Source organism: Streptomyces sp. NPDC049040 (assembly GCF_043197715.1).
In the GTDB taxonomy this organism is placed as follows: domain Bacteria; phylum Actinomycetota; class Actinomycetes; order Streptomycetales; family Streptomycetaceae; genus Actinacidiphila.
Genome location: NZ_JBICTO010000003.1, coordinates 735954 through 760929, shown reverse-complemented (window position 1 = coordinate 760929; position 24976 = coordinate 735954). Strand labels below are relative to the sequence as shown.

General features: G+C 73.8%; 22 protein-coding genes. 18 read left to right on the top strand and 4 right to left on the bottom strand.

The window, feature by feature from the left end:
* The first annotated feature begins 48 nt into the window (after window positions 1-48).
* Together ACGFMP_RS12565 and ACGFMP_RS12560 are read left to right on the top strand one after the other, a co-directional pair.
* Window positions 49-1179, top strand: coding sequence for a glycosyltransferase family 4 protein (locus ACGFMP_RS12565; RefSeq protein ID WP_393672106.1), 1131 nt, complete (start codon window positions 49-51; stop codon window positions 1177-1179).
* Between the two features lie 52 nt (window positions 1180-1231).
* The gene (locus ACGFMP_RS12560; RefSeq protein ID WP_393672105.1) at window positions 1232-1798 is read left to right on the top strand and encodes a hypothetical protein; all 567 of its coding nucleotides are present in this window, start codon (window positions 1232-1234) and stop codon (window positions 1796-1798) included.
* 84 nt (window positions 1799-1882) lie between these two features.
* On the opposite strand, the gene ACGFMP_RS12555 is transcribed toward ACGFMP_RS12560, so the two are convergent.
* Window positions 1883-3697, bottom strand: a complete 1815-nt coding sequence (locus ACGFMP_RS12555) for a glycoside hydrolase family 15 protein (protein ID WP_393672103.1) — start codon at window positions 3695-3697, stop codon at window positions 1883-1885.
* Between the two features lie 452 nt (window positions 3698-4149).
* On the opposite strand from ACGFMP_RS12555, the gene ACGFMP_RS12550 reads away from it, so the two are divergent.
* The 9 genes from ACGFMP_RS12550 to ACGFMP_RS12510 all read left to right on the top strand — a co-directional run bounded on the left by ACGFMP_RS12550 (window position 4150) and on the right by ACGFMP_RS12510 (window position 15420).
* Window positions 4150-5802: a CTP synthase gene (locus ACGFMP_RS12550; protein ID WP_393672102.1), complete on the top strand. Its 1653-nt coding sequence runs from the start codon at window positions 4150-4152 to the stop codon at window positions 5800-5802.
* Between the two features lie 57 nt (window positions 5803-5859).
* On the top strand, window positions 5860-6483 hold the full coding sequence (locus ACGFMP_RS12545; protein WP_393672100.1) for an NUDIX domain-containing protein: 624 nt from the start codon (window positions 5860-5862) through the stop codon (window positions 6481-6483).
* Between the two features lie 354 nt (window positions 6484-6837).
* Complete coding sequence (locus ACGFMP_RS12540) at window positions 6838-8775, top strand: tetratricopeptide repeat protein (protein WP_393672099.1); 1938 nt, start codon at window positions 6838-6840, stop codon at window positions 8773-8775.
* 249 nt (window positions 8776-9024) lie between these two features.
* A complete protein-coding gene (gene ald / locus ACGFMP_RS12535) occupies window positions 9025-10140 on the top strand; it encodes an alanine dehydrogenase (RefSeq protein WP_393672166.1) in 1116 nt (371 codons plus the stop codon).
* Between the two features lie 379 nt (window positions 10141-10519).
* Window positions 10520-11485 carry a ParA family protein gene (locus tag ACGFMP_RS12530; RefSeq protein WP_393672164.1) on the top strand — a complete coding sequence of 322 codons (966 nt, stop codon included), beginning with the start codon at window positions 10520-10522 and terminating at the stop codon, window positions 11483-11485.
* Window positions 11470-12168 (top strand): hypothetical protein, encoded by a 699-nt coding sequence (locus ACGFMP_RS12525; RefSeq protein ID WP_393672098.1) that lies wholly within the window; start codon window positions 11470-11472, stop codon window positions 12166-12168. Before ACGFMP_RS12530 ends, ACGFMP_RS12525 begins: the two co-directional genes overlap by 16 nt.
* A gap of 65 nt (window positions 12169-12233) precedes the next feature.
* Window positions 12234-13595 (top strand): segregation/condensation protein A, encoded by a 1362-nt coding sequence (locus ACGFMP_RS12520; protein WP_393672097.1) that lies wholly within the window; start codon window positions 12234-12236, stop codon window positions 13593-13595.
* Entirely contained in the window at window positions 13592-14284 is a 693-nt protein-coding gene (scpB, locus tag ACGFMP_RS12515; RefSeq protein WP_393672096.1) for an SMC-Scp complex subunit ScpB, read from the top strand. The genes ACGFMP_RS12520 and scpB overlap by 4 nt, the downstream gene beginning before the upstream one ends.
* Entirely contained in the window at window positions 14284-15420 is a 1137-nt protein-coding gene (locus ACGFMP_RS12510) for a pseudouridine synthase (RefSeq protein ID WP_393672095.1), read from the top strand. The genes scpB and ACGFMP_RS12510 overlap by 1 nt, the downstream gene beginning before the upstream one ends.
* 6 nt (window positions 15421-15426) lie before the next feature.
* Here the strand turns inward: ACGFMP_RS12510 and ACGFMP_RS12505 are convergent, their stop codons facing one another.
* Window positions 15427-16173, bottom strand: a complete 747-nt coding sequence (locus ACGFMP_RS12505) for a DNA polymerase beta superfamily protein (protein WP_393672093.1) — start codon at window positions 16171-16173, stop codon at window positions 15427-15429.
* Window positions 16174-16400: 227 nt separating this feature from the next.
* On the opposite strand from ACGFMP_RS12505, the gene ACGFMP_RS12500 reads away from it, so the two are divergent.
* The 4 genes from ACGFMP_RS12500 (at window position 16401) to der (ending at window position 20573) form a co-directional block, all read left to right on the top strand.
* A complete protein-coding gene (locus ACGFMP_RS12500; protein ID WP_393672092.1) occupies window positions 16401-17486 on the top strand; it encodes a prephenate dehydrogenase in 1086 nt (361 codons plus the stop codon).
* Window positions 17487-17695: 209 nt separating this feature from the next.
* Entirely contained in the window at window positions 17696-18376 is a 681-nt protein-coding gene (gene cmk / locus ACGFMP_RS12495) for a (d)CMP kinase (protein ID WP_393672090.1), read from the top strand.
* Between the two features lie 80 nt (window positions 18377-18456).
* Window positions 18457-19041, top strand: coding sequence for a lysophospholipid acyltransferase family protein (locus ACGFMP_RS12490; RefSeq protein ID WP_393672163.1), 585 nt, complete (start codon window positions 18457-18459; stop codon window positions 19039-19041).
* Window positions 19042-19115: 74 nt separating this feature from the next.
* Complete coding sequence (gene der / locus ACGFMP_RS12485) at window positions 19116-20573, top strand: ribosome biogenesis GTPase Der (protein ID WP_393672089.1); 1458 nt, start codon at window positions 19116-19118, stop codon at window positions 20571-20573.
* A 6-nt stretch (window positions 20574-20579) separates the two neighbouring features.
* On the opposite strand, the gene ACGFMP_RS12480 is transcribed toward der, so the two are convergent.
* Both ACGFMP_RS12480 and ACGFMP_RS12475 read right to left on the bottom strand, forming a co-directional pair.
* Window positions 20580-20882, bottom strand: a complete 303-nt coding sequence (locus ACGFMP_RS12480) for a hypothetical protein (RefSeq protein WP_393672087.1) — start codon at window positions 20880-20882, stop codon at window positions 20580-20582.
* A gap of 341 nt (window positions 20883-21223) precedes the next feature.
* On the bottom strand, window positions 21224-22051 hold the full coding sequence (locus ACGFMP_RS12475) for a hypothetical protein (RefSeq protein WP_393672085.1): 828 nt from the start codon (window positions 22049-22051) through the stop codon (window positions 21224-21226).
* A gap of 203 nt (window positions 22052-22254) precedes the next feature.
* Here ACGFMP_RS12475 and ACGFMP_RS12470 point away from each other — a divergent pair, with 203 nt between their 5' ends.
* From ACGFMP_RS12470 to ACGFMP_RS12460, 3 genes are all read left to right on the top strand, one after another.
* On the top strand, window positions 22255-22878 hold the full coding sequence (locus tag ACGFMP_RS12470; protein WP_393672084.1) for a transglycosylase family protein: 624 nt from the start codon (window positions 22255-22257) through the stop codon (window positions 22876-22878).
* 141 nt (window positions 22879-23019) lie between these two features.
* Window positions 23020-24303, top strand: a complete 1284-nt coding sequence (locus ACGFMP_RS12465; protein ID WP_393672083.1) for a glycosyltransferase — start codon at window positions 23020-23022, stop codon at window positions 24301-24303.
* Between the two features lie 202 nt (window positions 24304-24505).
* Window positions 24506-24802 (top strand): proteinase inhibitor I78, encoded by a 297-nt coding sequence (locus tag ACGFMP_RS12460; protein ID WP_393672082.1) that lies wholly within the window; start codon window positions 24506-24508, stop codon window positions 24800-24802.
* Window positions 24803-24976: the final 174 nt, after the last annotated feature.

The window sequence follows — 24976 nt, the reverse complement described above, 5'->3', positions numbered from 1 at the left end:
AGGCCGCACCCGCCGCAGACAAGGCCCGAGTCAGGAGCAGTACCCCGCGTGAGCAGCACGTCCGACCCCTTCACAGGGCAGCTGCACGCCGTGCACGTGCTGGGCACGACGGCGGGAGCGCATGTCAGCTCGCTGGTCGGCGGCCTGGCGGCGAGAGGTGTCGAGGTCACCGTGTGCGGCCCGGTGGCGGCCGAGGCGCACTACGCCTTCGGCTCGACCGGTGCCCGCTACGTCCCCGTCGACCTGGGCCGCCACCGTGCCACGGCGGCCGACGCACCGGTGGTCGGCGCGCTGCGTGCCGCCTTCAAGGGGGCGGGCGTGGTGCACGCGCACGGCCTGTGGGCCGGCTTCCTCGCCGCCGTCGCGCTCGGCGGCCGCGGCATCCCGCTGGTCGTCACCTGGCACGGCGGCGCCCCTCCGGCCGGCGGCCGCGGCCTGCTGCTGCGCTGGCTGGAGCGCCGGGCGGTGCGCGGCGCCACCGTCGTACTCGCCGTGTCGTCGGAACTCGTCGACCGGGCCCGCGGTCTCGGCGGCAAGGACGTGCGGCTGGCGCCCGCCGCCGTGCCGCGCCCGCCGGGTCGGCCGCCGCTGCCGCCGGAGGAGGGCGAGCGCCGGCGTCAGAAGACCAGGGCCGATCACGGGGCCGTCGACCGCCCGCTGCTGCTCGCGGTGGGCAGGCTCGAACCGCGGCAGGGCTACGACCTGCTGCTGGACGCGGCCGCCCGGTGGTCCTCGCTCGTCCCGGCGCCGCTGGTGGCCGTCGCGGGCGAGGGCGGGCAGCGGGCCGAGCTGGAACGCCGGATCGAGGCGGACCGGCTGCCCGTGCTGCTGCTCGGCACCCGGGACGACGTCCCGGAGCTGCTGGCCGCGGCCGACCTCGTGGTGCTGCCCAGCCGCTGGGAGGCCCGCGCGCTGATGGCGCAGGAGGCGCTGCACGCGGGGGTGCCGCTGGTCGCCACCGACGTGGGCGGGATGCGGGAACTGGTCGGCGACGCCGCCGTCCTGGTCCCCTACGGCGACCCGCGCGCGCTGGCCGCAGCGGTCACCGGCCTGCTCGCCGACCCCGACCGCAGGGCCGCCCTGTCCATCGCGGGCCGCGCCCAGGCGGCCACCTGGCCCACCGAGGACGACACCGTCGCCCAGGTCCTCAGCGTCTACGACGAGCTGACCCAGCGCTGAACCCGTCGGGCTGTGCCGCGCCCCGGGGCGGGGCATTGGCACCGTAGGCCGGGTGGCACTACGTTCCTATCGCCGGAATCAGAAGGACGGCGAGGGCGGGGGGGCGTGGGTGCTGGAAGCACTGGTGACAACGGCCGCGGGCGCCCTGTGCGCCACGGCGGGGGTCCTGGTCGGGGGCGTCGTGACGTACCGTGCGCAGGATCGCCAGTGGCTGCGCGACAGGCAGCTCATCGCGTATCAGGAACTGATCGGCCACTATGCCAAGTTCACGATGGAGATCAGCCGGGCGCACGCCGACCGGCGCGGCTGGGACTACGACTGGGGCGAGTGGAGCGCGGCACTGACCAGGGCCAGTCTCGTCGCCCCCGCGGATGTGGCGGCGGAGATCGACGACTTCGGCAGGGCCGTCGGCACCTTCCTCGACAAGACGGCACGGGACCCGGCGAGGGACCCCTTGCTTCATCCGCTGAGCGCGGAGGAGTTCGCGCAGGCCGGCCGGGCGCCGGCCCGCGCGCAGGTGCGGCTGGTCAACGCCATCCGGCGGTCGCTGGGCAGGCACCAGAAGGCGCTGCCCTTCCCGATGGGCGGATCGCTCGCGGGCGGACGCGACGGCCGCTGACGAAGCCCGGAGCGGCGGCGGGGACCGGGAGGCCGCCGCGGGCGGCGGGGGGACGGGCCGCTGCCCGATCCCCCCGCCCGGGCGTCACGCCCGGAAGGCTCCGGCGGCGGTGAGCCGCAGTGCGGTGTCGATCAGCGGGACGTGGCTGAAGGCCTGCGGGAAGTTGCCCACCTGGCGCTGCCGCCGCGGGTCCCACTCCTCGGCGAGCAGCCCCAGGTCGTTGCGCAGCGCGAGCAGCTTCTCGAACAGCCGCCGTGCCTCCTCCACCCGGCCGATCATGGCCAGGTCGTCGGCGAGCCAGAAGGAGCAGGCGAGGAAGGCGCCCTCGTCGCCCGGCAGCCCGTCGAGGTTGTCGTCGCCGCTGGTGTCCGTGCTGGAGGTCGGGTAGCGCAGCACGAAGCCGTCCTCGGTGGACAGCTCCCGCTGGATCGCCTCGATGGTGCCGATGACCCGCTTGTCGTCCGGCGGCAGGAAGCCCATCTGCGGGATCAGCAGCAGCGAGGCGTCCAGCTCGCGCGAGCCGTAGGACTGGGTGAAGGTGTTCCGCTCCCGGTCGTAGCCCTTCTCGCACACGTCGTAGTGGATCTCGTCGCGCAGGTCCTTGAGCCGCTCGAGCGGGCCGTCGACCTCGCCGGACTCGATGAGCTTGACCGTGCGGTCCACCGCGACCCAGGCCATCACCTTGGAGTGCACGAAGTGCCGGCGCGGGCCGCGTACCTCCCAGATGCCCTCGTCCGGCTCGTTCCAGTGCTTCTCCAGATAGCGGATCAGCTTGAGCTGGAGCAGGCTGGCGTAGTCGTTGCGGGCCAGGCCGGTCATGTGGCCGAGGTGCAGGGCCTCGGTGACCTCGCCGTAGACGTCCAGCTGGAGCTGGTGGGCGGCGCCGTTGCCGATGCGGACCGGGGTGGAGCCCTCGTAGCCGGGCAGCCAGTGCAGCTCGTTCTCGCCGAGCTCGCGCTCGCCGGCGATGCCGTACATGATCTGCAGGTTCTCCGGGTCGCCCGCCACCGCCCGCAGCAGCCACTCGCGCCAGGCCTGCGCCTCCTCGCGGTAGCCGGTGCGCAGCAGCGACGACAGGGTGATCGCGGCGTCCCGCAGCCAGGTGAAGCGGTAGTCCCAGTTGCGGACCCCGCCGATGTCCTCGGGCAACGATGTCGTCGGCGCGGCGACGATGCCGCCGGTCGGACCGTACGTCAGCGCTTTGAGGGTGATCAGCGAGCGGACCACGGCCTCGCGGTAGGGCCCGGTGTACGTGCACTGCGCGACCCAGTCCCGCCAGAAGTCCTCGGTCGCGGTCAGCGACCCCTCCGGGTCGGGCAGCGAGGGCTGCGGCTTGTGCGAGGGCTCCCAGCTGATGGTGAAGGCGACCCGGTCGCCGGGCGCGACGGTGAACTCGGAATACGTCGTCAGGTCCCTGCCGTGCGTCTCGACCTCGGTGTCCAGCCATACCGAGTCGGGCCCGGCGACCGCCACCGTGCGGTCGCCGACCTTGTGCACCCAGGGCACGACCTGGCCGTAGGCGAACCGCATCCGCAGCGAGGAGCACATCGGCACCCGGCCGCTGACCCCCTCCACGATCCGGATCACCTGGGGCGCGCCGTCACGCGGCGGCATGAAGTCGATGACACGGACCGTGCCGCGCGGCGTGTCCCACTCGGACTCCAGTACGAGCGAGTCGCCGCGGTAGCGGCGGCGTGTCGCCGCCGGCGGCTGCGGGTTCCCGGGATGGGCGGGGCCGAGACGCCAGAAACCGTGCTGCTCGGTACCCAGCAGCCCTGCGAAGACCGCGGGCGAGTCGAACCGGGGCAGGCACAGCCAGTCGACCGTGCCGTCCCGGCAGACCAGTGCGGCGGTCTGCATATCACCGATGAGTGCGTAGTCCTCGATACGCCCGGCCACGTGCAACTCCAGTCGAACGACGGCGCCGCCCCATGAGACTGGGACGGTCTTGCGGTCTGGGGATATTCGACGAGCTCATGATCCGGGAGCGGGCGGGATGGTGCCGTGCCGGCCGGCTCGCATCAATGCGTCCGTGAAGGATACGTCGTCCGGGTGGGCCGGTGTGCGCGTCCCGGCGATCTTCGCTGGGCCGGTCGGGTGCAGTCCCGGCACACCGGACGTACCCTCCCGAGACGACCGCAGTACCCGCGGGGGACACCCTTGGCACCCGCCGGGCGGCGGGCCGCGGGGGGCGAAAAGCCGCTGCGCGCACGTGCCGCCTGCCATGGCGGCCCGGCACCGCTGATACCCTGGTAGCCCGTGGGCCGGTGGGCTGAACCACTGAACCGCCGCGACGGCGCTCCCCCGACGAGCTCCGTCCCGACTCACCTCGCGACCACGGGAGCCCCCTCTTGGCAATTGCGCCGAAATCCACGACGACCAAGCACATCTTCGTCACCGGTGGTGTGGCCTCCTCGCTCGGCAAGGGACTGACAGCGTCCAGTCTCGGAGCGCTGCTCAAGGCACGCGGCCTGCGGGTCACCATGCAGAAGCTCGACCCGTATCTGAACGTGGACCCGGGCACCATGAACCCGTTCCAGCACGGTGAGGTCTTCGTCACAGAAGACGGCGCGGAGACCGACCTCGACATCGGCCACTACGAGCGCTTCCTCGATGTGAACCTGGCCGGTTCTGCGAACGTCACCACGGGGCAGATCTACTCGACGGTCATCGCCAAGGAGCGGCGCGGCGAGTACCTGGGCGACACCGTGCAGGTCATCCCGCACATCACCAACGAGATCAAGTCCCGTATCCGGCGGATGGCCGCCGACGACGTGGACGTGGTCATCACCGAGGTCGGCGGCACCGTGGGCGACATCGAGTCGCTGCCGTTCCTGGAGTCGATCCGCCAGGTCAGGCACGAGGTCGGCCGGGACAACGTCTTCGTCGTGCACATCTCGCTGCTGCCGTACATCGGCCCGTCCGGCGAGCTGAAGACCAAGCCGACCCAGCACTCGGTCGCCGCGCTGCGGAACATCGGCATCCAGCCCGACGCGATCGTGCTTCGAGCGGATCGCGAGGTTCCGACCGCGATCAAGCGGAAGATCTCCCTCATGTGCGACGTCGACGAGGACGCGGTCGTCGCCGCGATCGACGCGCCGTCCATCTACGACATCCCCAAGGTGCTGCACACCGAGGGCCTCGACGCCTACGTCGTCCGCCGGCTGGACCTGCCCTTCCGCGACGTGGACTGGGCGCAGTGGGACGATCTGCTGCGGCGCGTGCACCAGCCCGCCCACGAGGTGAGGATCGCCCTGGTCGGCAAGTACATCGACCTGCCCGACGCCTACCTTTCGGTCACCGAGGCGCTGCGGGCCGGCGGCTTCGCCAACAACGCCAAGGTCCACATCAAGTGGGTCACCTCCGACGCGTGCAGGACCCCGGCAGGCGCCGCTGAGCAGCTCGGCGACGTGGACGCGGTGTGCGTGCCCGGCGGCTTCGGCGACCGCGGTGTCGAGGGCAAGGTCGCCGCGATCACCTTCGCCCGCGAGCAGCGCATCCCGCTGCTCGGACTGTGCCTGGGCCTGCAGTGCATCGTCATCGAGGCGGCCCGCAACCTGGCCGGCATCACCGACGCGAACTCCACCGAGTTCGACCCGGCGACCGCCCACCCGGTGATCTCCACCATGGCCGAGCAGCTCGACATCGTCGGCGGCAAGGGCGACCTCGGCGGCACGATGCGGCTCGGCACCTACCCGGCCAAGCTCGCCGAGGGCTCCATCGTCCGCGAGGTCTACGGCGACCAGCCCTACGTGGAGGAGCGGCACCGCCACCGCTACGAGGTCAACAACACCTACCGCGCGGACCTGGAGAAGACGGCGGGCCTGGTCTTCTCCGGCACCTCCCCCGACAACAAGCTGGTCGAGTACGTCGAGTACCCGCGCGAGGTGCACCCCTACCTGGTGGCGACCCAGGCGCACCCCGAGCTGAAGTCGCGCCCGACCCGGCCGCACCCGCTGTTCGCCGGCCTGGTGAAGGCCGCCGTGGAGCGCCGTACCGCCTGACGCCCGCACGCCGCCTGACGCACGTATCCGTCCCGTCCCTTTCCCGGAAGGCGCAGCATGATCGAGGACACCCCGGAGGAGTGGCGGGTCACGGCCACCACCACCCCCTTCACCGGCAAGAAGACCAGCGTCCGCACGGACGAGGTGGTGATGCCGGAAGGGGGCACGGCCACCCGCGACTTCCAGGTCCACCCGGGGTCGGTGGCCGTCCTGGCCCTCGACGACGAGGAGCGGGTGCTGGTGCTGCGGCAGTACCGGCACCCGGTGCGGCACCGGCTCTGGGAGATCCCGGCGGGACTGCTCGACATCCCCGGCGAGAACCCGCTGCACGCCGCGCAGCGCGAGCTGTACGAGGAGGCGCACGTCAAGGCGGAGGACTGGCGGGTCCTCACCGACGTCTACACCTCGCCCGGCGGCAGCGACGAAGCCGTGCGCATCTTCCTGGCCCGCGGTGTCTCGGAGGCCGAGGGCGAGCGTTTCGAGGTCGCCGACGAGGAAGCCGACATGGAGCTCGCCCGGGTCCCGCTCGCCGACCTGGTGCGCGGCGCCCTGGCCGGCGAACTCCACAACAACTGCCTGGTCGTCGGCGCCTTCGCGCTGCAGGCCGTGCTCGCGGGCGACGGCGTCGAGGCCCTCCGCCCGGCCGAGTCCCCCTGGCCCGCCCGGCCGTTCACCGCCTGACCCGCGCGCCGCTCGCCCCGCGCGCGGCGCCACCGGCGGCCGGGCAGGCCGTCCACGGCGCCGCGTGCGGACCGGTCTTGTGGGCGCGGTTCCCGCGGCGCCCGCGTCAACTACGCTCGTCGCCGTAGCGGCAACGGCGGCGCCGTGCCGACACGGCGACCAGGACCGACCCAGCCGGGAGCGTGGCCCGTGACAGACCAGTCCCTCCACTCTGAACCCCCTGCCCCGCGCCCCGGCCCGCCCCCCGGCATCCCGGCGGGGCAGCGGGGGAGCGCCGACAGTGGGCAGGGCGGCAGGCCGGCCCCGGCAGGGCCGGGCGAGGACCGGGCCCGCCCGGGGGACGGCGGGGTCATCGTGCTTCCGGCCCCGCCGGGTGACTTCGTCGGGCGGGAACGGGAGCTGGCCGAGCTGCTCGCGGAGATCGGCAGGGCCGGACTCGGCGGCGCGCGGACCGCCGCGCGGGTGCTGCTGGTGGCCGGGCGCCCGGGCACCGGGCGGACCGCGCTCGCGCTGCGGCTCGCGGCCGAGGTGGCCGACCGCTACCCCGACGGCCGCTACTTCGTCCGGCTGACCAGCGCCGAGGGCACGCCCGTACCGGTCGAGCAGGTCGCCCGCGGGCTGCTGCGGGCGCTGCCACCGGGAGCCGCCGAGCTGCGGGACGCGACGGCGGGGCGGCGCCTGCTGCTGGTACTCGACGACGTGGTGCAGGCGGCCCAGCTGGCCGCGCTGCTGCCCGAGGCCGTGGACAGCCTGGTCGTGGCCACCTCGGGCGGCCCGCTGTCCGGCGTCCCCGACGTACGCCCCTGCACGCTCGGCGGGCTCGACACGCCGGCCGCCGTCGACCTGCTGTCCGCGACGGTCGGCGCCACCCGGGTCGGCTGCGACCCGCGCGGCGCCGAGACGCTGGTCCAGGAGCTCGCGGGCCATCCCACCGCGCTGCGGCTGACCGCCGCCTGGCTCGCCGCGCACCCCGGGCTGTCCTTCGCCGACACCGCGACCCGCCTGCGGGAGATCCCGGCGGCCCCCCTCATCCCGCCGCCCGGCACGGGCGAGGCCGCGCCGCCGCCCCCGCCGGGCGAGCTCGTACGGGCCTTCCGGATGGTGTACGACTCGCTGCCGGCCGCCGCGGCCAGGATGCTGCGGCTGCTCGTGCTGGCGCCGGCCGGCGTGGTGGACGCGCAGGGGGCGTCCGCGCTCGCCGGGTGCCCGGTGGAGGCCGCGCAGGGGACGCTCGACGACTTCGTGCGGGGCGGGCTGCTGGCGGGCGGTGCGCCGCAGTACCGGGTGCCCGGGTGCCTCGAACCGATGCTGGCCGGGCTGTCGGCCGCCGCCGACCGCCCGGAGGACGTCCGGCTGGCCCGCGCAAGGATGCTGGAGCGGACCGTGCGGCTGCTGCTGTCCTGCCGGGCGGCGCTGGCCGGCGAGCCGGTCGAGGAGGGCACACCGCGCCCCCTGCGGTTCGACACCGCCGCCGCGGCGGCCGGCTGGCTGGAGTCACGGCTGCCCGCGCTGCTCGCCGCGGCCCGCTCCGCGGTCGCGGACGGTGAGCTGGACACGCTCGCCCGCCGTCTGGTGGCCGCCCTGGTCAGGGCGCTCGCCGCCTTCCCCGGCGGGGACTCGATGGCCGCGGAGCGCTACGAACTGCACTCCCTGGTGCTGGACGTGGCCGAGCGCCGCGGGCTGCTGCGCGAGCAGGCCGCAGCCCTGATCAACCTCGGCGACCTGGACGCGGGCGCGGGCCGCACCGATCGCGCCCTGGACCGCTACCGGGTCGCCCTGGCCGCCGCCCGCGGCTGCGACGACCGGCAGGCGGAGGGCCGGGTCCTCGAGGCGCTCGGCGGCACGTACCTGGAGCGGCACGACCCCGGCCGGGCCTTCGACTGGTACGGCCGGGCGCTGGCCCTGCGCCAGGCGGGCGGCGAACTCGCCGACCAGGCCAGGCTGCACGGCAGGATCGCCACCCTGCTGACGTACACCGGCCAGTACGGGGCCGCGCTGCGCGAGTGGCGGACGTCGGCCGGCATCAGCAGGCGGCTCGGCGACCTGCCGGCGCAGGCCCGCGCGCTGGCCGAGTCGGCCCGCGCGCAGGAGTTCGCCGGCCGCCCCGAGGACGCGGTGCGCAGTTGCCGCGACGCCCTGTACTGGGCGCGGCAGGCGGCGGACACCCGGCTGGAGGCGGCACTGCTGATGCGGCTCGCCGACCTCCTCGACCGGATGGGCGATCCGGAGGGCGCCAGGCTCCAGCGGGCGAGCGCGAAAGGCCTGTTCAGCCCCGGTGGGCAGGCCGGCTGATGTCCCCCGACCGTGACCTGGCGGCAACGTGCCGGTGACCGGCCCATGCTTGGCACATCGCCTCACCAGCCTACGAAACTGCCAACAGTTCGCAGAGAACCGTCCACTTTGTAAGGCTGGACAGCAGCTCCTCCTTCACTAGAATGGACAGCGCCGCGCACAACGCGGTCAGGTCCGACGTGTCGTGCCTACCTGCACCATGTCAGGACATCCCTGCCGGTTATCCCTGATGCAAGGACCGTGATCGACGTGAAGGTGGGCATCCCCCGCGAGGTCAAGAACAACGAGTTCCGCGTGGCCATCACCCCGGCCGGCGTGCACGAGCTCGTACGAGGCGGACACCAGGTCGTCGTCGAGGAGGGCGCGGGCCGCGGCTCGTCCATCCCCGACGCGGAGTACACGGCCGCGGGCGCGGCCATCCTCGGCAGCGCCGACGAGGTGTGGGCCGCCGCCGATCTGCTGCTCAAGGTCAAGGAGCCCGTCGCCGAGGAATACCACCGGCTGCGCAAGGACCAGACCCTCTTCACCTACCTGCACCTCGCGGCGTCCCGCGAGTGCACCGACGCGCTGCTGGAGTCCGGCACCACGGCCATCGCGTACGAGACGGTCGAGACCGCCGACCGGCGGCTGCCGCTGCTCGCCCCGATGTCCGAGGTCGCGGGACGGCTGGCCCCGCAGGTCGGCGCCTACCACCTGATGCGCTCGGCGGGCGGCCGCGGCGTGCTGCCCGGCGGGGTGCCGGGTGTGCGGTCAGGGCGGGCCGTCGTCATCGGCGCCGGGGTCTCCGGCTGGCACGCCACCACCATCGCGCTCGGCCTGGGCTTCCACGTCACCCTGCTGGACAAGGACGTCAACAAGCTGCGCGAGGCCGACAAGGTGTTCGGCAACCGGGTGCAGACCATCGCGTCCAACGCGCTCGCCCTCGAGCAGGCCGTGCTGGACGCCGACCTGGTGGTCGGCGCGGTGCTGATCCCGGGTGCCAAGGCGCCCAAGCTGGTCACCAACGAGCTGGTGTCCCGGATGAAGCCCGGCGCGGTGCTCGTCGACATCGCCATCGACCAGGGCGGCTGCTTCGAGGACTCGCGGCCCACCACACACGCGGAGCCGACCTTCACCGTCCACGAGTCGGTCTTCTACTGCGTCGCCAACATGCCGGGCGCGGTGCCCAACACCTCGACGTACGCGCTGACCAACGCCACCCTGCCGTACGTCGTCGAACTGGCCGACCGCGGCTGGCGCGAGGCGCTGCGCCGCGACCCGGCGCTCGCGCTCGGCCTCAACACCCATGAGGGACAGGTCGTTTACGGTCCGGTCGCCGACGCGCACGGACTCGACCCGGTCGAACTGCGCACACTGCTTGGCTGATAGCGGCACGCGGTGCCACCGTGCGGTGGCCACGGTGTCAACACTGCACCTCCGGCCGGGTCTTGCCGCTTCAGGACCCGGCCGTTCGCGTGCTTACGCCCTTGACAGCCGGGTGTTCGGTTGCCGACACATCGTGCCGTGTCCGGCGGATTGTGTTGCTGTGAACCACCGACACGCCATAGAGTCGCGAATCGTCGGCTGTAGTCACGCTGACCTGTCTAGAAGTTTCCTGGTCACCAAGGAGGTAAGACGACTTGTGAATGAGTCGACATTTGCTCCCGGGGGTGGTCAACCAGGAATGACCGTCGGTTCCGTTGCGGTCCGCACCTTCGAGTCGCGCAGAGCCGAGACGACCACAGAGACGCAACCTGCTTACGCCATGGCGCCTTACAACGACGACAACGACCTGCAGGACGGCCAGTTCTACGACCCCGACGCGGAGTACGAACCCGATCCGGAGTACGCCGCCACCCTCGCACCCGACGCGGCCCGCCAGCGCCGCGAACGCGTGGGCCCCACCGGCCGTCCGCTGCCCTACTTCCCGATCCCCAACCCGCTCACCGACCACGGCCCGGCGAAGATCGTCGCGATGTGCAACCAGAAGGGCGGGGTCGGCAAGACCACCTCGACCATCAACCTGGGTGCCGCGCTGGCCGAATACGGCCGCCGGGTGCTGCTCGTCGACTTCGACCCGCAGGGAGCGCTGTCCGTCGGACTCGGCGTCAACCCGATGGAACTCGACATCACCGTCTACAACCTGCTGATGGAACGCGGGCTGGCGGCGGACGAGGTGTTGCTCAAGACCGCGGTGCCGGGCATGGACCTGCTGCCGAGCAACATCGACCTGTCGGCCGCCGAGGTCCAGCTGGTCAGCGAGGTGGCCAGGGAGTCGACCCTGCAGCGCGCCCTCAAGCCGCTGATGGCCGACTACGACTACATCGTGATCGACTGCCAGCCCTCGCTCGGCCTGCTCACCGTGAACGCGCTCACCGCGGCGCACTCGGTGATCGTGCCGCTCGAATGCGAGTTCTTCGCGCTGCGCGGGGTCGCCCTGCTCACCGAGACCATCGAGAAGGTCCGCGAGCGGCTCAACCCGGAGCTCGAACTCGACGGCATCCTCGCCACCATGTACGACTCGCGGACCGTGCACAGCCGCGAGGTGCTGGCCCGCGTGGTCGAGGCCTTCGACGAGCACGTCTTCCACACCGTCATCGGCAGGACCGTCCGCTTCCCCGAGACCACCGTGGCCGGCGAGCCCATCACCACCTACGCCTCCAACTCCGTCGGCGCCGCCGCCTATCGCCAACTCGCCAGGGAGGTGCTCGCCCGGTGCCACGCCGAGTGACCCTGCCGGGCGCCGACGAGCTGTTCCGGACCACCGGGGGTGCGGCGCTCCAGGCACCGCAGCCCCGGCAGCAGCCGCAGCAGCACACCGGCGCCGGCGAGCCGCGTGAGCCGCAGGGCGACACGCGGCTGCGGCCCGGCCAGGACGGCGAGGCGGAGGGCGACCCGGACACGTCCGACGACGGCCGGGAGCGCGGCGAGGACCGGGACGGCGCGGCGGAGCACGGAGGCCGCGACATCCCGCAGAGCCGCCGTCAACCGGGTGCCGCCGGCACCACCGGTACGGGCACGGTCAACGGCACGGCCGCCTCCGCGCCCCCGCAGGCGCACGTGCCGGCGCAGCAGCCGTACGCCCCCGCGGGGGCGGCACAGCACGCGGTGGCGCCACCGGTCAGCGCACAGCCGCCGCAGCAGGCACCCCAGCCGCAGCAGGGGGCCCGCCGCAAGGCCCCCCGGCAGAACCGCCGCCCCAGCGGGCGCGAGCGGCACGACGAGAAGATCACCGTCTACGTGTCGGCCGAGGAGCTGATGGACCTGGAGCACGCCCGGCTGGTGCTGCGCGGCGAGCACGGCCTGGCCATCGACCGCGGCCGGATCGTCCGCGAGGCGGTCGCCGTGGTGCTCGCCGATCTGGAGTCGCGCGGCGACGCCAGCATTCTCGTACGCCGGCTGCGCGGACGCTGAGTCCCCGCGGAAGCCGTCCCCGGGGGAGATAGCCTGCCTATCCCGCCCCCGCACTCTGGACCGCGATGCCGACCACCTCGACCGACGACCCCGACCGCCCGCGCCGCCGCCTCGGCCGCGGCGCCTCGGCCTTGCCGGGACCGCGGTCCGGCGACCCCGCACCGGAGGCGGCCCAGGCCGCGATTCCCGAACCCGCGGCGGAGGCGGCACCCGCGGAGGTGCCGCAGGCCGTGGGGGCGGACGCGGGTGCAGGCGGGGCGGTGGACGTACCCGCCGTGGTGCCGCAAGGCGGCCCGGCCGACCCGCCGCGAGACGTACCGGCCGCCGGGCCGGAGGACGCCGCCGGGGACGTGCGGGAAGGGGTGCCTGCCGCCGGGCCGGAAGGCGCCGCCGGAGACGTGCGGGAAGGCGTATTGGCCGGCGGCCCCGAGGACGCCGCCGCGGACGTGCGGGAAGAGGTGCCTGCCGCCGGGCCGGAAGACGCCGCCGGGGACGTGCGGGAAGGCGTACCGGCCGGCGGGCCGGAAGGGGTGTCCCCCGGCGTACCGGAGCATGGCGCGGTGGGGGCCGCCGGTGGGGCGGCGCCCGTGGAGGAGGCGGCCGACGGGCGCTTCACCGTGCGGCTGGCCAACTTCGAGGGGCCCTTCGACCTGCTGCTGCAGCTGATCTCCAAGCACAAGCTGGACGTCACCGAGGTCGCGCTGTCCAAGGTCACCAACGAGTTCATGGCGCACCTCCAGGCGATGGGCCCGGACTGGGACCTCGACCAGACCACCGAGTTCCTGGTGGTCGCGGCCACGCTGCTCGATCTCAAGGCGGCCCGGCTGCTGCCCGCCGCCGAAGTCGAGGACGAGGCGGACCTCGCCCTGCTGGAGGCCCGCGACCTGCTCTTCGCCCGGCTGCTGCAATACCGTGCCTACAAGCAGATCGCCGGGATCTTCGCCGACCGGTTGGCGCGGGAGGCGCTGCACCACCCGCGCACTGTGGGTCTGGAACCGCAGCACGCGGAGCTCCTGCCCGAGGTGGTGCTGAGCATCGGCCCCGAGCGTTTCGCGCAGCTCGCGGTGAAGGCGATGCAGCCCCGGCCGCGGCCCCAGGTGTACGTGGACCACATCCACGCCCCCCTGGTCAGCGTGCGGGAGCAGGCTGAGCAGGTGATCGCGCTGCTGCGGGAGCGGGGCACCGCCAGCTTCGGCGACCTCACCGCGGACGCCCCGGACACGCTGACCGTGGTGGCGCGCTTCCTCGCGCTGCTGGAGCTGTACCGGGAGAAGGCGGTCGCACTGGACCAGGAGGAGGCGCTGGGCGAGCTGCTGGTCCGCTGGACAGGTGGCGAGGAGCCGCCTGACGCCCCGCTGGTGACCGACGAATTCGACCAGGAAGCCGCGGCCAAGCCCGCCAAGGGCCGGAACGGAGAGCAACGATGACCGACGTGGCGGATCTCACCGCGGGACTCGAACTGCCGGAACAGCAGTCCGCGCCGACCGGATCGCTCGGCGCGGCGACAGCGGAGCTGGAGCTGAAACCCGCTCTCGAAGCGGTCCTGATGGTGGTGGACGAACCGGCCACGGAGGAGCAGCTCGCCAAGGTGCTCGAACGCCCCCGCCGGGCCGTCGGCAAGGCGCTGCGCGAGCTGTCCGACGACTACACACGCGAGGGCAGGGGCTTCGACCTGCGCCTTGTGGCCGGCGGCTGGCGTTTCTACACCCGGCCCGACTTCGCGCCCGCGGTGGAGAAGTTCGTCCTCGACGGCCAGCACGCGCGGCTCACCCAGGCCGCGCTGGAGACGCTGGCGGTGGTCGCCTACCGGCAGCCGGTCAGCCGTTCCCGGGTCTCGGCGGTGCGCGGGGTCAACTGCGACGGCGTCATGCGGACCCTGCTCCAGCGGGGGCTGGTGGTCGAAGGTGGGACGGAACCCGAGACAGGTGCGATCCTGTACAGGACGACGAACTACTTCCTGGAACGCATGGGCCTGCGCAGCCTTGACGAGCTGCCCGAGCTCGCCCCGTTCCTGCCGGAGGCGGACGCGGTCGAGGCGGAGTCCCAGGAGGGGCTGCCGTCGTTCGATCCGGATGCGCCGGACGAGCCATCGACCATTGCGAATACGGAAACTTGATGCGAAGCAGCGACAGGAACAGCGGCAGCGGCGACCGTAACCCCAGGGGTGGTGGCTCGGACCGCAGAGGTGGGGGTACCCCCGGACGTGGTTCCGGGGGCGGCTCCGGCCGCGGCGGCGACGCCCCGCGGCGCGGGGACGCGCAGGGACGGGCCGACGGCCCCCCGCAGCGGCCCAGCAAGCCCCGCCCCGAGGAGCGCCGCTACGACGTCGGCAGCACCGGCCAGTCCGGTGCGAACAAGCCCGGCGGCATGCCCCGCACCAAGCCCGGCAGCAACAAGCCGACCGGGAACCGCGGCCGCGGCCCGGCCCCGGCCAGGCCGCGCGAGCTGGACGCACAGATCGAGGAGCGCAACCGGCAGCGGCACAGCAAGCCCAAGCTGAACCTGCCCAAGACCTTCCCCGGCGCCGAGCAGGAGGGCGAGCGGCTGCAGAAGGTGCTGGCCAGGGCGGGTATGGGGTCCCGGCGGGCGTGCGAGGAGCTGATCGAGCAGCACCGCGTCGAGGTCAACGGGCGGATCGTCACCGAGCAGGGCCTGCGGGTCGACACCGAGCACGACGAGGTCAAGGTCGACGGGCTCACCGTGGCCACCCAGTCGTATCTGTTCTTCGCGCTGAACAAGCCCGCAGGGGTCGTCTCCACCATGGAGGACCCCGATGGCCGGCAGTGCCTCGGCGACTACGTCACCAACCGGGAGACCCGGCTCTTCCACGTCGGCCGGCTCGACACCGAGACGGAGGGCCTGATCCTGCTCACCAACCACGGCGAGCTGGCCCACCGGCTGACCCACCCCCGCTACGGCGTGCAGAAGACCTACCTCGCCGCGATCCAGGGCCCGCTGCCGCGCGACCTGGGCAAGCAGCTCAAGAGCGGTATCGAGCTGGAAGACGGCTGGGCCAGGGCCGACCACTTCAGGATCGTGCAGAACACCGGCAAGAACTACCTGGTCGAGGTCACCCTGCACGAGGGCCGCAAGCACATCGTGCGGCGGATGCTCGCCGAGGCGGGCTTCCCGGTCGACAAGCTGGTGCGCACCAGCTTCGGGCCGATCCCGCTGGGCGACCAGAAGTCCGGGTGGCTGCGCCGGCTGACCAACACCGAGGTCGGCATGCTGATGCAGGAGGTCGACCTCTAGCACCGGCTAGGGGCTGCCAGGTAAGCGGTGGGCGGTGCCCGCGGCCGGCACCGGGACCTGCGCAGGTCCCGCCGACGCCCGGCGGACCCGGACGAGGAAGTCCTCCACCCGGGCCCGGTCCGGCTCCTCGGGCAGCGGGGTACGGGCGGCGGCCGCTGCCGTCTCCTCGTGCAGCGTCCGTATCCAGCCGCGTACCTCCTCCCAGCCGCGCTCGCCGCGCCGCACCGCCAGCAGGTCGTCCCGCCGGTCGCCGACGTGGACGGCCAGGGTGCCGGTGCGCAGCAGGTCGCGGCAGCTGATCAGCAGCCGCAGCAGGTGCGTGGCGTGCATCCAGTGCGGCTCGCCGTGGCTGCGGATGTCCGCCTCGATCCGGCCGAGATGCCGGGCGGCGTGGCCCCGGAAGCCGGCCTCGACCCTGCGGGACAAGAACGCGTCCCGCAGGCCGAGCAGCTCCCGCCCGGTGGCGTCCAGGCGCTCGACCAGCGGGGAGTGCAGGCACTCGAGCACCGGGGGGTTGGCGCGCAGGGCGAGGGAGCAGAAGCGCTCGATCTCCCAGGAGAACTCCTCGGCGCGCGGCCCGCTGACCTGCGTGGGCGGCTTGTCGAACCGCCAGAAGAGGGGAGCGGGGGCGACGTAGACCCCGCGCACGTCGTCGCCGCCGGCCTCGGTGGCGAGTCCGAACGCCCGCAGGCCCGTGACACACGAGTAGACCGTGTGCGCGCGGACCAGATCGTGCCCCAGGGATTCACGCATGGTGGCGATTATCGCCACCGGGTCCGCCCGCCCGCCGGGGATTGGCTGCTTCAGACGGTGACCAGGGGGTTTACGGTGAGTACGGGACGCCTGGGACCGGCGAGCGCGCGGCGCGTCTCGCGGTACGGTCCGGGGTCTCGCGACCGGGCCGCGCTGGCTACCCTGGTCCGCGAGGCATCGGCCCTACGCAGCCGCCCCGCCGCCCCCCTCCGCAAGGACACCGCCACGTGAGAACCGCACTCGTCATCGGCGCAGGACTCGTCGGTACGTCGGCCGCGCTCGCGCTCACCGCCCGCGGTGTCGACGTCCGGCTCAGCGACCTGGACGACTCGGCGGCGAGGACCGCGGCGGCGCTCGGCGCGGGAAGCGCCGTACCGTCGGACGAAACCGTCGACCTGGTGATCGTCGCCGTGCCGCCCGCGCATGTCGCGGCCACCCTCGCCGACGCGATGGCCCGGGGCCTGGGCCGCGGATACCTCGACGTGGCCAGCGTCAAGGGCGGTCCGCGCCGCGACCTGGAAGCACTCGGCTGCGACCTGTCCGCCTACCTCGGCACCCACCCGATGGCCGGCCGCGAGCGCTCGGGACCGCTGGCCGCCACCGCCGACCTCTTCGACGGGCGCCCCTGGGTGCTCACCCCGACCCCCGCCACCGACACCGATGTGCTCAACCTCGCACTCGAGCTCGTCGCCCTGTGCCGGGCCGTCCCCGTGGTCATGGACGCCGACGCCCACGACCGGGCCGTCGCGCTGGTCTCGCACACCCCGCAGCTGGTGTCGAGCATGGTCGCCGCCCGGCTGGAGAAGGCGGAGGACGGCGCGGTGCGGCTGTGCGGTCAGGGCGTCCTCGACGTGACCAGGATCGCCGGCTCCGAGCCGGCGATGTGGATGGACATCCTCGCCGCCAATCCCGGCCCGGTCGCCGACGTCCTCGCCGACCTCGCCGCCGACCTCGGCAGCACGGTCGAGGCGCTGCGGGCGCTGCAGAGCGCCGACGAGGCGAAGCGGCACGAGGGCGCCGCGGCCGTCGAGGACGTCCTGCGCCGCGGCAAGGCAGGCCGGGCCAGGGTCCCGGGCAAGCACGGGGCCGCCCCCAAGGCGTACGAGGTCGTCGCCGTCCTCATCGGCGACCAGCCCGGCGAGCTGGCCAGGCTCTTCGCCGACGCCGGCGCCGCAGGTGTGAACATCGAGGACGTCCGCATCGAGCACAGCACGGCCCAGCAGGCCGGCCTGGCCCAGCTCTTCGTCGAGCCGCGCTCGGCCCCCGTCCTGGCCGCCGCCCTCCGCGAGCGCGCCTGGTCCCTCCGGCCCTGACACCCGTCCCCGCGGTGACCGGGCACGCGCCGAAGGGCACAGCGCCCCGCACGCCTCCGGGCCGGAACCGTGCGACCGGCCCGGGTACCGGGCGCGGCCGCCGGGATGCGCACCCCGCGGCCGGGGGACCGGGGGCCTGCGATTGCCCGGTAATCTAGGTGGAATGGCCCGGCGCCCAGCCGGGTGGCACACGAGGAAGGCCTCCCGCTGTGGACAACCCGGTGATCGTCGCCATCGACGGCCCCTCCGGCACAGGCAAGTCCAGCACCTCCAAGGCGGTCGCCGCCAAGCTCGGGCTCAGCTACCTGGACACCGGCGCACAGTACCGGGCCATCACCTGGTGGATGCTGACCAACGGCATCGACGTCGACGACCCTGACGCCGTCGCGGACAGCGCGGGCAAGGCGGCCATCGTGTCCGGAACCGACCCGCTCGACCCCCAGATCAGCGTCGACGGCGTGGACGTGAGCGTGCCGATCCGCTCCCAGCAGGTCACCGCCGCCGTCAGCGCGGTCAGCGCGGTCCCCGAGGTCCGCGCGCGCATGGTGGAGCACCAGCGTGCCGCGGCCGCCGCGGCGACCGCGGGCATAGTGGTCGAGGGCCGCGACATCGGCACCACCGTCCTGCCCGACGCGACAGCCAAGATCTTCCTCACCGCCTCCGCCGAGGTCCGCGCCGCCCGGCGCAGCACCGAGCTGATGGGCGCGGTGAGCCTTGCCGCCACCCAGGAGGCGCTGACCAAGCGGGACGCCGCCGACTCCGGCCGCAAGACCTCCCCGCTCGCCAGGGCCGCCGACGCCGTCGAGGTCGACACCTCGGAGCTGACCCTCGACCAGGTCGTGGACCGCGTGGTCGCCCTGGTCGAGGAGAAGCGGGCGACCGTCAGGTGACCACCGAGCTCCACCAGGAGGCCCCCGCGCTGCCCAGCCCGCGCGGCGCGGCCGTCGCCCGCGGTATCGGCATCGGCCTGATGAACGGCCTGTGGCGCCCCCGCGTGCTCGGCGCCTGGCGCATCCCGGCGCGGGGCCCGCTGATCCTGGCGGGCAACCACGCGCACAACATCGACGGACCGATGCTCATCGGCACCTCGCCGCGGCCGCTGCACTTCCTGGTGAAGAAGGAGGCCTTCGTCGGGCCGCTCGACCCGTTCCTGCGGGCCATCGGCCAGATCGAGGTCGACCGGTCGAGCGCGGATCGCACCGCGATCGCCCACGCGCTCGGGGTGCTGGAGCAGGGCGGTGTGCTCGGGATATTCCCCGAGGGCACCCGCGGCGGCACCGAGTTCGCCCAGCTGCGGGCCGGCCTCGCGTACTTCGCGCTGCGCTCGGGCGCGCCCATCGTGCCGGTCGCGGTGCTGGGCAGCGCCCGCAAGGGCCGCCTGGTGTCCGCGCTGCCGCCGCTGCGCAGCAGGATCGATGTCGTCTACGGCGAGCCCTTCGCCGCGGGCGACGGCAGCGGGCGGCGTACCCGCGGCGCGCTGGACGCCGCGACCCTGCGCATCCAGGACCGGCTGACCGCACACATGGCCGAGGCCCGGCGGGCCACCGGCCGCTGAACCACCGCCGCTGCACCGCACCGGCTGATGCCGAACGGTGCCGCGCGCACCACTGTTGACCGACGGAGAGACCAATGGACCAGCACGACCAGCACGGCGAGACCGGCGCGCTCGGCGACGCCGAATACGCCGAGTTCATGGAGCTCGCCGCCGAGGAGGGCTTCGACCTCGAAGAGGTCGCCGACGACCTCGCGGAGGCGGGCCACGGCCCGCTGCCGGTGCTCGCCGTCGTCGGCCGGCCGAACGTCGGCAAGTCGACTCTGGTCAACCGGATCATCGGCCGCCGTGAGGCGGTCGTCGAGGACAAGCCGGGCGTCACCCGCGACCGTGTCACCTACGAGGCGAACTGGAACGGCCGCCGCTTCAAGATCGTCGACACCGGCGGCTGGGAGCAGGACGTCCTGGGCATCGACGCCTCGGTCGCCGCGCAGGCCGAGTTCGCCATCGAGGCTGCCGACGCGGTGGTCTTCGTGGTGGACTCCACCGTCGGGGCCACCGACACCGACGAGGCCGTCGTCAAGCTGCTGCGCAGGGCCGGCAAGCCGGTCGTCCTGGCCGCCAACAAGGTCGACGGGCCCTCCGGCGAGGCGGACGCCTCGGCGCTGTGGAACCTGGGCCTCGGCGAGCCCTTCCCGGTCTCCTCGCTGCACGGGCGCGGCACCGGCGACCTGCTGGACGCGATCCTCGACGTACTCCCCGAGGCGCCCGCCATGACGTACGGCGACGTCGTCGGCGGCCCGCGCAGGATCGCCCTGATCGGCCGGCCCAACGTCGGCAAGTCCTCCATGCTGAACAAGATCGCCGGTGAGGACCGGGTGGTCGTCAACGAGATGGCCGGCACCACCCGCGACCCGGTCGACGAGCTGATCGAGCTCGGCGGGATCACCTGGAAGTTCATCGACACCGCGGGTATCCGCCGCCGGGTCCACCTCACCGAGGGCGCCGACTACTATGCCTCGCTGCGTACCGCCGCCGCGCTGGAGAAGGCCGAGGTCGCGGTGATCCTGGTCGACGTCGCCGAGACGCTCGCCGAGCAGGACACCCGGATCATCTCGATGGCGGTCGAGGCGGGCCGTGCGGTCGTCATCGCCTACAACAAGTGGGACCTGCTGGACGAGGAGCGCCGCTACTACCTGGAGCGCGAGATCGAGCGGGACCTCGTCCAGGTGCAGTGGGCACCGCGGGTCAACGTCTCCGCCCGCACCGGGCGGCACATGGAAAAGCTCGTCCCCGCGATCGAGACCGCGCTGGCGGGCTGGGAGACCCGGGTGCCGACCGGCAGGCTCAACGCCTTCCTCGGCGAGATCGTCGCCGCCCACCCGCACCCGGTACGCGGCGGCAAGCAGCCGCGCATCCTGTTCGGCACCCAGGCGGGCACCAAGCCGCCGCGCTTCGTCCTGTTCGCCTCCGGCTTCCTGGAGGCGGGCTACCGGCGCTTCATCGAGCGCCGGCTGCGCGAGGAGTTCGGCTTTGCCGGCACCCCGATCCAGGTGTCGGTCCGGGTCCGCGAGAAGCGCGGCCGCAAGAAGTAACCGGGCTCAGCGCTCGTTCATCCGGTTGTCGGACCGGCCCGGCGGCAGTGCCGCCGGGCCGGTTCCACGATGCCGTCCGCCCGACGCCGACGGGAAGTCGGAGTGCCAGGAGGAGAAGCCGTTGTACTCCAGCGACTCCTCGCCCGTGCGGTCGCCCGGCAGGGTACGGAAGAGCCGGCGGTATTCGCTGTAGAGGGCGTCGTAGATCGGCGTGCCCGTGCCACCGCCTCCGGAGGCGTCCTGCGCGCTGCGCATCGACGGGATGTAGCGCTGGAAGGGGGACCGGGAGGAGGCGTCAAAGGTCTGCACACAACTGCCAACGACACGGCATTCCCGCAGGATGTGGGCCGCACGACTGAACTTCCGCTCCGCTGAGTGCCATGACCTCCCCCTCCTCCTGGGCGGGCGTCCCCGTACACGGGGGGCTGCTCGCGCCGTTCCCCGCGCCGGGTGGACGCTTGCCCTCAGCGGTGGGGCCGAGCCCTTGGGGGCGCGGGGAAGCGCGCGACAAGCCCCCTCCGGTCGATGCGGGTCGGCACCGGCCGGAAGGGGCTGTTCGGTTCGTGCCGGGCCGCCAGGCGGTGGAGGGTGCCGTCCGAGGCGGGGCGGGGTCACCGCCGGGCGAAGGCACGTACCCCACCCGGCAGGGGTCAGGTGCCGGCGAGGGGCATGGTCGCCCCGACCAGCTGGCCCCTGGCGCAGGCCTTGGCGAGGGCGTCGCGCATGAGGTCCTCGCGGGACTGCCGCCCGATGGAGCCGGCCGGGCCCGCGTAGACGTACACCGAGTTCGAGCGGCCGGCCGCGGCCCGCCACCCGTCGCTGACCTGGAGCGGCTGGTGCGCCTGCCACCACGCGCTCGCGGGCGCGCCGCCGGTCGCCGGCTGGAGCACCGCGTGCAGCTTGCCCATCGCGAGCAGCACCGACCAGCCCGCCAGCGGCGACGGCGGGGCCTCCAGGTCGAGCTGCGGCATGAAGCCCTGCTCGATGAGCAGCGGCAGGAAGTCGTCGCCGCCGCCGGTGGCGCCGACCCGGGCGACCGGCCCTGTCGGCTCGATCACCAGCGCGGGGCGCAGCGTCTCCTGGACGATGATCAGCCCGCAGGTGATGCCGAGCACCGCCTGCCGCGGGGCCGGCTCCGGCCCGGGCGCGGCACCCGCCGCGGGTGCGGGCATCCGGGCGGGGGGCGGGGCCGCCGCTTCCTCGTCGCCCGAGATGCTCCGTACGGCACCCTGCAACTGCTCCTCCGCGACCGGTACGACCTGGGAGGGGATGCATGCGGCGTGGGCGAACGCCAGTACTGCGGTCTCGTCGCCGACGAAGAGCACGGTGCTCGTCCGCTCCTGCCCGGTGTCCCCGGGGGTGCGGCAGGACGTGCAGTCGTATGTGCCCGGGGCGTTGTCCCCGGCGAGGAGCCGCTGCGTCTCCTCCTCGCCGATCTCGGCTCGTACCTCGTCGCTCACGTCGAGCAGGGGCGCCACGGGAGTCTCCTTGGTCCGTTCGGCCGGGCCTGCCCCGGCGCACTGTGACAACGGCCGGTCCGCGCCGGGGGTCACGGTCTGCCGCGCCGCGGGTTGGCGGCCCGCAGGCCGGGGGGCCGGCTGTGGGCCGAACGGGTGCGGCACGGCGGGGGGCGGGGCGTGCCGGGCGGAACCGCGGGGGAGCGCATGCTTAGCGTGGGCCGATGAGCGAGAAATCGTCTTGTCGTCATTTTCCGCGACGGCTCCGTGCTGCCGTGCTCGCCGGGCTCGGCACCGCGGCCCTGCTGCCGCTGATCACCCAGCCCGCCGAGGCCGCACAGAGCGCGCCCGAGCGCCCCGCGGCCGCCCACGCGGCGTCCGGCCCTCCCGCCGACCGCCCCGCACGGGCCGAGGCGGTGCGGCCGACGCGCTCCATCTGGGACGACCTCGCGATGTGCGAGAGCAGCGGTGACTGGCACATCGACACCGGCAACAGCTTCTACGGCGGGCTCCAGTTCTGGCAGCCGACGTGGGAACTGTTCGGCGGCCTGAAGTACGCGCGACGCGCCGACCTGGCCACCCCGGAGCAGCAGATCGCCATCGCCGAGCGGGTGCTGCGGGTCCAGGGCTGGAGCGCCTGGCCGGTGTGCTCCAAGCGGCTCGGGCTGAGCGACCACACCCACACCGTGCACATCGTGCACACCGTGCGGAGCGGCGAGACGCTGGTCGCCATCGCCGCCGACTACGCGGTGCCCGGCGGCTGGCAGCACCTCTACGCGCTGAACAAGTCGGCGGTCGGCGCCGACCCCGACCTGCTGACCCCGGGAGTGGTCCTCGGTATCGACTGACCCGGCCCGCCCCTCCCGGCCGCCCGCAGGCCGAAGCGGGGCAGCACTTGGAGGGCTGTCCCTTAGGGTTGAAGGTGACAGTCCGTCAGTCCCCGGCGCGCAGACCGGGGCGGGACGCGGCCCAGGGGGGACCTGGCACCGATGCGCATAGCCTTTCTGCTGCACAACGCCTACGGCGTCGGCGGCACCATACGCACCACCTGCAACCTGGCGAACGCCCTGGCCGGCGAGCACGAGGTGGAGGTCCTCTCGGTCTTCCGCACCCGGGAGGTGCCCGCCTTCGGCTACGACCCGCGGATCCGGCTCCGCCCGCTGGCCGACCTGCGCGAGGGCAACCCGGCCCGGCTGCGCGACGACCCACGGGCCGGCCGCCCGGCCAGGGTCTTCCCGCGCGGCGACCGGAAGTACGGCGAGTACAGCGAGCTCACCGACGCCCTGATAGGCGAGTGCCTGGCCGGCCTCGACGCCGACGTGCTGGTCGGCACCCGGCCCGGACTCAACGTGCACATGGCCAGGCAGGCCCCGCGCCGCATCGTGCGGGTCGCCCAGGAGCACCTGACGCTCGACACCCACTCCACCCGGCTGACCGCGACCCTGCGCCGCCGCTACCCGGCCCTCGACGCGGTCACCACCACCACCGCGGCCGACGCGGCCGCCTACCGCCGCAGGATGCCCGGCATCCGTGCGACCGGGGTGCCCAACAGTGTCCCGTCGGCGGGTGACGCCGTCTCCGACGGCTCGGCGCCCGTCGTGGTGGCCGCCGGCCGGCTCGCCGAGGCAAAGCGCTACGACGACCTGATCCGCGCGTTCGCCACCGTGGCCGCCGCCCACCCGGAGTGGACGCTGCGGCTCTACGGCAAGGGCGAGCGGCGCGCGGCACTCGCCGCGCTGACGAAGGAGCTCGGCCTCGGCGAGCACGTGCGGCTGATGGGCCCGACCGCCCCGCTGGAGCCCGAACTGGCCAAGGCGTCCGTCCTTGCCGTCACCTCCTCCATGGAGTCCTTCGGGATGACCATCGTGGAGGGGATGCGCGCGGGCCTGCCGGTGGTCGCCACCGACTGCCCGCTCGGCCCGGGGGAGATCGTCAGGCACGGGGTGACCGGGCTGCTGGTGCCGCCCAGGGACGTCCCGGCCATCGCCGCCGCGCTGCTGAGCCTGATCGAGGACCCGGAGCGCCGCGCCGCCATGGGGCGCGCCGCACTGGCCGCCGCGGAGGACTACGATCCGGCGGCCGTCGCCGAGCGCCACCTGCGGATCTTCCGCGAACTGCTGGCGTCGCGCCGAAGCCCCGCGGCCCGCCCCCGGGCCGCCTTGCGGGCCACCGCGGCCCTCGCCGCGGGGTCCTTGCTGACCGTCGCCGACGCCGCGGCCGCGGCCCGCAGGGCGGCGGCCAGAAAGAGCCGCGGCTTCGGGCACCGTCGGTGACGGACCCGTCGATTCACAATCCGTCCCGCATACCGGTCACCAGGTGACGGCGGGCATTGCGGAGAAGTTGTGGCGGTGTTGTGTGCACAGGAAATTCATTGGCACCGGTATTCGTACACCGGCGACGTACCGAAATGCACGATCCGTGACGCGGCAGGACAACAGGCGGCGTACGGCCGTCCGGGGGCCTACCGTGGCAGGCATGGCGCCCTCACCGCACCCCCGGCAGCAGGACCCCGACGACCCGCGTCCCGACGGGCAGCCCGCAGGCGCGGGCGGCGGCGAGCCGCAGCTGCCCTTCCCCGCCCCCAACCCGCGTGACGACCTCGACGCCTACCCGGGCCTCCCGCAGCGGCAGGCCGAGCAGCGGGCGTACGACCGCGGCTGGCAGACCGTGCGCAGCCTGCCGCCCGACGCGGTGGTGACGATGGAGTACATGGCCGGCCGGCTGAACTTCACGATCGCCGACGGCCGGGTGCGGCGCTGCTGGCTGGGCTGAGCGCCTGCCGCCGAGCCGTCCTGCGCGGCCGCGCACGGCGACGGCGGCGCGCCACCGGGTACGCGGACGGGGCGGGGGGGGGGGCCCCCCCCCCGGGCGGGGGCCCCCCCGGGGGGGGGGGGGGGGGGCGGGGGGGGGCCGGGGGCCCCGCCCCCCCGGGCCCCCCCCCCCGCC